Annotated in this window: 7 protein-coding genes; 2 read left to right on the plus strand and 5 right to left on the minus strand. The window is 54.5% G+C overall.

Annotated features, from left to right (window positions below; translation table 11 throughout):
• Positions 1 to 10: 10 nt before the first annotated feature.
• From IEW52_RS09985 to dapA, 3 genes are all read right to left on the minus strand, one after another.
• The gene (locus IEW52_RS09985; protein ID WP_188629922.1) at positions 11 to 2,359 is read right to left on the minus strand and encodes a DNA polymerase II; all 2,349 of its coding nucleotides are present in this window, start codon (positions 2,357 to 2,359) and stop codon (positions 11 to 13) included.
• A 120-nt stretch (positions 2,360 to 2,479) separates the two neighbouring features.
• Entirely contained in the window at positions 2,480 to 3,475 is a 996-nt protein-coding gene (bamC, locus tag IEW52_RS09990) for an NlpB/DapX family lipoprotein (protein WP_229667884.1), read from the minus strand.
• 4 nt (positions 3,476 to 3,479) lie between these two features.
• Positions 3,480 to 4,367 (minus strand): 4-hydroxy-tetrahydrodipicolinate synthase, encoded by an 888-nt coding sequence (gene dapA, locus IEW52_RS09995; RefSeq protein WP_188629923.1) that lies wholly within the window; start codon positions 4,365 to 4,367, stop codon positions 3,480 to 3,482.
• 132 nt (positions 4,368 to 4,499) lie between these two features.
• Here dapA and bcp point away from each other — a divergent pair, with 132 nt between their 5' ends.
• Entirely contained in the window at positions 4,500 to 4,964 is a 465-nt protein-coding gene (bcp, locus tag IEW52_RS10000; protein ID WP_188629924.1) for a thioredoxin-dependent thiol peroxidase, read from the plus strand.
• A 107-nt stretch (positions 4,965 to 5,071) separates the two neighbouring features.
• On the opposite strand, the gene IEW52_RS10005 is transcribed toward bcp, so the two are convergent.
• The gene (locus tag IEW52_RS10005; protein WP_188629925.1) at positions 5,072 to 5,503 is read right to left on the minus strand and encodes a DUF6691 family protein; all 432 of its coding nucleotides are present in this window, start codon (positions 5,501 to 5,503) and stop codon (positions 5,072 to 5,074) included.
• A 4-nt stretch (positions 5,504 to 5,507) separates the two neighbouring features.
• Positions 5,508 to 5,927: a YeeE/YedE family protein gene (locus IEW52_RS10010; protein WP_188629936.1), complete on the minus strand. Its 420-nt coding sequence runs from the start codon at positions 5,925 to 5,927 to the stop codon at positions 5,508 to 5,510.
• Positions 5,928 to 6,229: 302 nt separating this feature from the next.
• Between IEW52_RS10010 and IEW52_RS10015 the strand changes: the two genes are divergently transcribed.
• On the plus strand, positions 6,230 to 7,837 hold the full coding sequence (locus IEW52_RS10015) for a PAS domain S-box protein (protein WP_188629926.1): 1,608 nt from the start codon (positions 6,230 to 6,232) through the stop codon (positions 7,835 to 7,837).
• The last annotated feature ends 99 nt before the right edge of the window (positions 7,838 to 7,936 follow it).

The following is a 7,936-nucleotide window of genomic DNA, read 5'->3' on the forward strand; positions in this document are numbered from 1 at the left end:
ATCTGCCCGATTAAAACAGGCCTAGCTGCTGACCGGTCAGTGCCTCGAAGCTCATGCCGATAAAAGGCAAAATGGCTTCGGCAACCGGCTTGAGCTGACGATCCACGTAATGCTGATAGTCAATGGCCGAGCTCATATATTCCACCGGCTCGGGCCCGTTGACCGTGATCACATAGCGAATAGTGCCTTTTTGCTGATAACGCAGCGGCAAGCCAAGGCGGGCATTGTGCTCGTCGGCCAACCGCGCCGCCCGTACCTGGGGCGGTTGCGATTTCACATATTGCGCCAGGGGCCGCCGCAACCGCTTGCGATAGACCAGATCAGCATCACGCTCGCCGGCCAGGGTTTGCGCCAGGGTCTTACGTACAAAGTCACTTGGATCTTGCTCGTCAAAGACCAGACGATACAACTCGGTTTGAAATTGTTGCGCCAATAGAGTCCAGTCGGAGCGAACCGTTTCCAGCCCCTTGAACACCAGTCTTTTTTCGCCCTGCTTCAGACTTAATCCGGCATAGCGCTTTTTTGAGCCTTGTTCTTGCCCGCGTATGGTCGGCATTAAAAACCGCGCAAAATAACACTCGAACTGTAACTCCAGGTGGCTCTCCAGTTGCAGGCTGCTCTGCAGGTGCACTCGCCACTGCTGCGTAACACACTCGGCCAAACGCTGCCCTTCTGCACTGGCGGACTGCTCATTATGGTGACCGGACAGCAATACAAAGACCGAGTCGGTATCGCCATAAATCACCTCATGGCCCTGCTCGGTGATCCAGCGAGCGCTTTGCTGCATGATCTCGTGACCACGCAGGGTAATAGACGAAGCCAGCCGCGTATCGTAAAAACGACAACCGCCGGAGCCCAGCACACCGTAAAAGGAGTTCATCAGAATTTTGATGGCCTGGGATCGCGGGGCATCCTGCTCGCGTTTGGCCTGATCTCGCGCTTGCCACAGGTGTTCGATAATGGCGGGTAAAAAGTGCTGGCGACGAGAAAAACGGGCGCCGCGAAATCCGGGAATGGCATCGTCTTCTGTCAGGCCTATGGCCAGGCCGAGGGGGTCGATATTAAAGGTGCGAATAATGGCGGGATACAGGCTCTTGAAGTCGAGCACCAATACATGACGATACAATCCCGGCCGGGAGTCCATGACATAGCCGCCCGGACTGGCCAGGCCACCGGCGGCAGGCAGATTGGGGGCCACATAACCGGCACGATGCAGATGTGGTAGATACACCTGGGTAAAGGCGGCAACCGAGCCGCCTATTCTATCCAACTCCAGCCCGGTGAGTTGACTGCGCAGCCGCAAAAAATCCAGCAATCGAGTGTGGGTAAAAATATCCCATACCAAGCGGCAATCTTCCAGATTGTAGGCGGCCAGTTTAGGCTTGTTACGATGAAAATCGCGGGTAATGGCCGCCAGCCGGTTGGCCACGTCGTCAGTTTGCTTGCCCCGCCCCAGCAACTGCTGCGCCACCGACTCCAGACTGAAGCTGTCAAACTGATAGCAGGCCGTTTTCAGGCCCGCTATCCCATCTATCACCACGCGCCCCGCCAGGGTCAAAAACGCCTGTCCGGTATAGTGAGACTCACGCATAAAGGCCGGCTCGCCACCCCGCCCCAGCCGCAGCTTGATGCCATGCAGGGCCGCACGCTGCAACAACACACGAAAATCAAAGCTGACGATGTTCCAGCCGATGATAATATCGGGATCGTATTGGCCGAGCGCCCACTCCAATGCCTTGAGCAAGGCCACTTCATTGGCCTGCCACAGAATCTCGGTCGCGGCCGGTTCGGGCTGGCCTATCATCAATACTTGCGCCAGGTCGTCGCCATACAGGCCGACGGAATACAGCTCGCCAAGGCCGGAGCATTCAATATCCAGTGACAACACTCGAAATTGCGGGCTGTACTCTGTGGGCTTTAGCCGAGGACGGTTCACCTGACGATATCCCGGGGCTGGTTGCGGCTCTCCCATAAAAGCCACCCCGCCGCGAATAAAACGACTCAGCAAAAACCGCTCATGCAGGCGAATATCATCTTCAAATACCGAAATGCCGTCTCGGCGCAGGGCATCGGCCGCGGCTTTGTGCGCAGCTATGGAAGCAAAATACAGCACCCCCACCGCTTGTTGGCTCAGGGTGTGTAACCCGGGTGTCGCCCACTGATAATTGATATGTTGCTGGCCAAGCACCGCCCGGGCATTGGCATATTGGTCAAGGGGGATCAGCAGCAGCGGGCGCTCGCCGTCCAGCACAAGTCGTACCGGGCCCTGTGCCGTGCACAACCAGTAAATAATTTCGCTGCGCCCCTGTCGGTCGCGGCTGTGGCGGGTTAATAAAAAACCCTGCTCGATATGACTCATGGTCGCATTATACCTGAAGCACGGCCGCAAGCAGGATGTGACTGGCCGAATGTCGGCCATAAAAAAGCCCCGCGATACGGGGCTGCATTAACGATACTTCACTCAATCTGCCAATAAAGATTAGCGAATCAAGTCGGTACGCTGAAAAGCTTCGCTAAAGGTAGTGGCTACCTTGCTCAAGATATCGGCAGACACAGGTGTTTTATTCTTGTCACTCAGGGTAATGCTGCTTTGCTCACCCAAATCGCCAAGCTGAATGCGATACTGCTGCTCGGGAATATCCAGCATCGGCAAGCCAAGATCACCCCATTTTCCTTTGCTCAGGCCATCAAACTCAACGTCGACGTAACCCAATGCCTGCTGACGGTTGGTTAAATCAAAGCCCAGTTTTGGTAACAGGGTCACCAGCCGCTTCCAGCTTCTGTCGTAGCCTTCGGCCACCAGCAAACGGCCCTGAGCCTGATCCAGCGTCAATTTGATGGGGCTGCGATCCAGCAGGTTTTGCTGCTGGGTCAGCTCACGCTGATAAGACAGGGAAAACGCATTGAGCATGGACGCTTCTGCCCGCTGCTTGTCTTGTGCCAGCGCCGTATTCTCGCCACTCACACTCACCTGTACCGCAACCGCGCGGCGAACCTCGTCCGGGAGCAACTGCCAGCTGAATTGCTGGTTGGCATTGCCAATGGCTTTACCGTCACTGCGCCAGCCTTGACCCACCTGGCTATACTCGGCTTTTTGCCCTTCAAAAAAGGCTTTCAACGCTTGGTTCAGCTCTTGTTCCAATGGCTGATCCAACCGCTGCTGATAAAACCACAGGCCACTGCCGTTATCCAGCACTTCGGTGCCACGCACCAGCGGCAATACCTGGGTGGGCGGTCGAATATCCATGTCTTTGCCTACCACACCACTCACGGCAGCGTCGGTTGGCTTGGGGATCACATATTCATTGTTGAAATTGGGTGCTTCCAGCCCGCCCGGGATCAGCAAGGGAGTGGTTCTGAGTGTTGCATTCTGATACTCAAACCCCCGATTGGCCTGGGCGCGCGTTTCGGGATTGCTGCAACCCGCCAATACACTCAGGGCCAGCAGGCCCATTACCATTTTTTTTGTTTTCAACGATTTATCCACGCCCTATTAACTCCGCTTTAATTAACGCTTCCCTTACCTGCTCCTGCTCTGCTGTTGCAAGCGGAAGCAAAGGTAAACGCGGCATTGAGGTATTGATGAGCCCGCGCTCGGCACAGGCCCACTTCACCGGTATGGGATTGGTATCACAAAATAGTTGCTGATGCAGTGGCATCAGGCCTTCATGCATCCGACTGGCCAAAGACCAGTCGCCTGAAGATGCTGCGCGAAACAAGGTCGCCATTTCGGCGGCTGCCACATTGGCCGTGACCGATATCACGCCATGCCCCCCCAGACGCACAAAATCGAGCGCCAGATGATCGTCGCCACTGAACAGCAAAAAATCATCGCCACAACAGCGCTTCAGCTCTCGGACCCGGTTGAGGCAGCCGCTGGCTTCTTTGATGCCAATCACGGGCACAAGTTCCGCCAATTGTCCCGCCGTTTCCGGCAGCAAATCACACCCGGTGCGTCCGGGCACATTATAAAGAATCTGTGGCAAGTCACAGGCCTGGGTAATGGCACTATAGTGCGCCACCAGTCCCGCCTGAGAGGGCTTGTTATAGTAGGGTGTTACCGACAGGCCCGCCGCAACCCCCATGGTTTGCATGGTTTGGCTCAAACGTATCGCCTGGCGGGTATTATTGGAGCCACAGCCGCCAATCACCGGAATGCGGCCATTGGCGTATTCCAGTACCAGACGCACCACTTCCAGGTGCTCTTCGGTACTCAAGGTCGGCGACTCGCCTGTGGTGCCCATGGCCGCAATGGCGCTGGTACCGCTGGCTATATGATATTCCACCAGCCGTTTCAGGCTGTCGTTGTCCACGTCACCTGTCGCCGTCATCGGCGTGATTAATGCCACTATGCTACCGCTGAACATAGGCGATTCCGTTACATCTTGAAAGAGGGTTATGGTAGTGGCGGCTTCCTTCGAATACAAGAGAGGCGCTGGAGGCCATTGCAATTTATGCTAGTATCCTGACTCTACCACCCAGATATGGATAGACTCATCATGACCTATTTACCTGCCGGCAGCCCGGCGCCCGCCTTCACCCTGCTCGATCAAAATGGTGACTCCGTCAGCCTGAGCGATTTTAGCGGCAAAAAAGTGCTGGTGTATTTTTATCCCAAGGCCATGACGCCGGGCTGTAAAGTACAGGCCTGTGGCCTGCGCGACAGCAAAACCGAGCTTGAAGCAAACAATGTAGTGGTCTTGGGCATCAGCCCGGATCCGGTGGCACGACTGAAAAAGTTTGAAGAAAAAGACCAGCTCAACTTCACCCTGTTGTCCGATGAAGACCACGCCGTGGCCGATGCCTTTGGCGTATGGGGCTTGAAGAAATTCATGGGCAAAGAGTACGACGGCATTCACCGCATCAGCTTTTTAATCGACGAGTCCGGCACCGTTTGCAAGGTGTTCGACAAGTTCAAAACCAAAGATCATCACAATGTGGTAATGAATTACCTCGAAAGCTGATCAGCCCGAGTAAATAATGAGAGCTGTGACCCTTGCCAAGGGTGCACAGCCTTTATTATTGAGTTGGTAGTTCACCGCACCAGACAACCGCTCGTTGCTCGTTCGGCTTATGGCTTGTCGCTTACGGCCGCCGTCAGGCGTCCTGCCAGCCAGAATCCGCCCAGCATGGCCAGCACAAACAGCCCGGCCTGCCACTGAAAACTGCCCAGCAAGCCCAACGCAGGGCCAGGACAAATGCCTACCAAGCCCCAGCCCATGCCAAAGATCAAGGCGCCAAACAACAACCGCTTATCAATGACCGGCGCCGGCACCTTGGGCATATCGGCACCCAGTGCGCACTGCTGTCGACCCAGGCGACGCCATAACCAATAACCCGGTGCAAACACCAGCAAGGCCCCGCCCATCACCAGTCCTAAACTCGGGTCCCAGTTGCCGAACACATTCAAAAAGCCCTGCACCTTGGCGGGATTTATCATGCCGGATACCGCCAGTCCCAGGCCAAACAAGGCACCAGACAACAACGAAATAATCATCAACATACCGTTATGCTCCCAGCCCTAATACCGTGACAGTGGCAATGCCGGCAGCCATAAACACCAGGGTTGCCACTATCGAGCGCCAGGAAAAACGGCCAATGCCGCAAATACCGTGGCCACTGGTGCAGCCATTACCCAGCCGGGCACCTAATCCCACCAACAGGCCTGCCAGCACCAGTTTCAACGCAGACACCGATGCTAATTCGGGTACGGCGATGTTCCCGCTGCCAAACAACACTGCCGTCATCAACACCAACCCCAATACAAAAGCCAGTCGCCACCCTTTATCTGCCTGTGTGCCAATGCCAGACACAATGCCACTGATGCCGGCTATTTTTCCTGCGCCCAGCAGCAGCAACAAGGCTCCAGTGCCAATACAGGCTCCGCCTATCAAGGCGGTCCATGGCGTAAAGTTGACTATGGTCATCATGTACCCCTCCGTAAATTAGATAATACTAATAATACAGGCAAACCATACATTAGCAATGTCTTATTAATTGTTTTACAGCCCCCCATCAAGTTAATGGCAATTTTGGTATCGTTATTTACAATACCCCGTACAATGCCCCGCTTAATGTCAGTATGACCTTACTCGGAACCTGTTATTTTATAAGGAATTTCAACCGTATGCAGTTGCCTGCATTGCATCGCCCTCAGCATCATTTGTGTTTTTTCAGGTTGGACTCGCAATTCTGTCTCACCCCTTTAACAGCACAACCCGCAGACGATATGCGCTTGCCGGACGCCAGCCTATCTTTGCTATGCCAACTCAGCGAGGACGATAGACGCAAGCTTGAGCAGCTGTGTTCCACAGGCCTGCCTGACAGCATCACACTGACCATTCATGAACGCCGCTGGCAGTGCCATCTTGCACCGGTTGAAAACAATCACTGGCTGCTGAGTGCCGATCTCTCTCAACATCACCAGCAGGATGCCCTAGGCATCAACGAATGGCAGCTACAACACACCTGGCTGAACCAAAGCACAGGCAAAGCCACATTGTCGGCACAAATGCCGATATTGGTCGACCTGTTAATGAGCCGCCAGGGGGCTGATCGGGTCATTCTGTGGCGCCATTATGCAACCGAAGAAGTATTGCGCCCTTTATACAGTCAGGGATTGCCCTTTGCCCTGCAGCCGGTAAAGGCAGAACGACGCTATTTGCGTACCTTGCTGCAACGCGGCGGCCTGAGCTATGGCCATTGTGCCGAGCAACCGCTGCTGAGTGCATTCAGCTATCTTGCAGGTGACGATATTGTGCACCGCCTGGATGTACCCCTGGTGATGGAGCAAAAAATCGTAGGCGTTATCAGCCTTGAATATGCTCAATCCCGCTCCCCCGTGACGCCTTCGGACATGCAATTTGTAGCCGCCATTGCCGCTCAGCTTGCCGAGTTGATAACCCAGCCGCCCCAGGATAACCCCGTTGCCAACGGCGATATCGACATCGACCAGTTAACCCCTTTGTTGTTACACCACACCGGTCAGGATTTTTTTAACCAGCTAATGGTGCAATTGGCTAGCCTGTTTAAGGCAGACATTGCCTTGGTGGGATTATTAGCACCCTTGCAAGAAAAAGTGCGGCTGGTTTCCTGTGCGATTGGCGGAGAGTTACAGCCCCCCTTTAGCTTTTCATTGGCCGATACCCCCTGTCAGGTCAGCATTAACCAGGCACAAAATATTATTGTGTATCACCAGGATGCAGCTGCCCTATTCCCTGAGTCCGAGCTACTGCAAAAGCACAAGATTCAGGCCTACGTAGGGCTTTCAATCAAAGATAGTGGACACAATACGGTCGGTAATCTGGCGTTGTTGTTTAAACGGCCTTTGCCCGCCTCCAGCCAACTGCAATCATTACTGGAACAACTTGAGCACAGGGTCAGCGCCGAATTATTACGCCGGCGCGACCAGGAAGCCTTAATAGTGTCTGCCGCCGCCTTTGATACCCGAGAAGGCCTGTTTATTACCGACGGCCACATGCACATTCAAAGAGCCAATCAGGCTTTTATAGACATGAGTGGCTACCACAGCAACGAGCTGATTGGCCGCTCCATGCTCAGCTTGAGGGCGGAAGATACCAGTCAGCCCTCCATAGAAGCCATTACCGAGATCATGGAGCAAGAGAAACGCTGGCAGGGAGAGCAGAAACTGCTGCGTGCCGACGGTAAAACGCTGCCCGTGCACCTGCGGATTTCTCAGGTAAAAGACAAATTGGGCATCCTGCATCAGGTATGCTGTGTAGAAGACTTGTCGCAACAACAGGAAACCAAGCAGCGCATAGAGCGCATGGCCTACTTTGATGAACTGACCGGGCTGCATAACCGCCGCTTTATGTAACTGTTCACCCGCAGCGCCTTGACACTCAATAATGGGATGATCGTCTCTTGATCCGCTTTTGCTACTTGCACGATCTCCCAGTTCAGGCACGCTTATCAA

The organism is Oceanisphaera marina, from assembly GCF_014643915.1.
GTDB lineage: Bacteria > Pseudomonadota > Gammaproteobacteria > Enterobacterales > Aeromonadaceae > Oceanimonas > Oceanimonas marina.

Coding starts and splice junctions, on each gene's coding strand:
- IEW52_RS09985 (WP_188629922.1), bottom strand. CDS start 2,359: ATGAGTCATATCGAGCAGGGTTTTTTATTAACCCGCCACAGCCGCGAC.
- dapA (WP_188629923.1), bottom strand. CDS start 4,367: ATGTTCAGCGGTAGCATAGTGGCATTAATCACGCCGATGACGGCGACA.
- bcp (WP_188629924.1), top strand. CDS start 4,500: ATGACCTATTTACCTGCCGGCAGCCCGGCGCCCGCCTTCACCCTGCTC.
- IEW52_RS10005 (WP_188629925.1), bottom strand. CDS start 5,503: ATGTTGATGATTATTTCGTTGTTGTCTGGTGCCTTGTTTGGCCTGGGA.
- IEW52_RS10010 (WP_188629936.1), bottom strand. CDS start 5,927: ATGACCATAGTCAACTTTACGCCATGGACCGCCTTGATAGGCGGAGCC.
- IEW52_RS10015 (WP_188629926.1), top strand. CDS start 6,230: ATGCGCTTGCCGGACGCCAGCCTATCTTTGCTATGCCAACTCAGCGAG.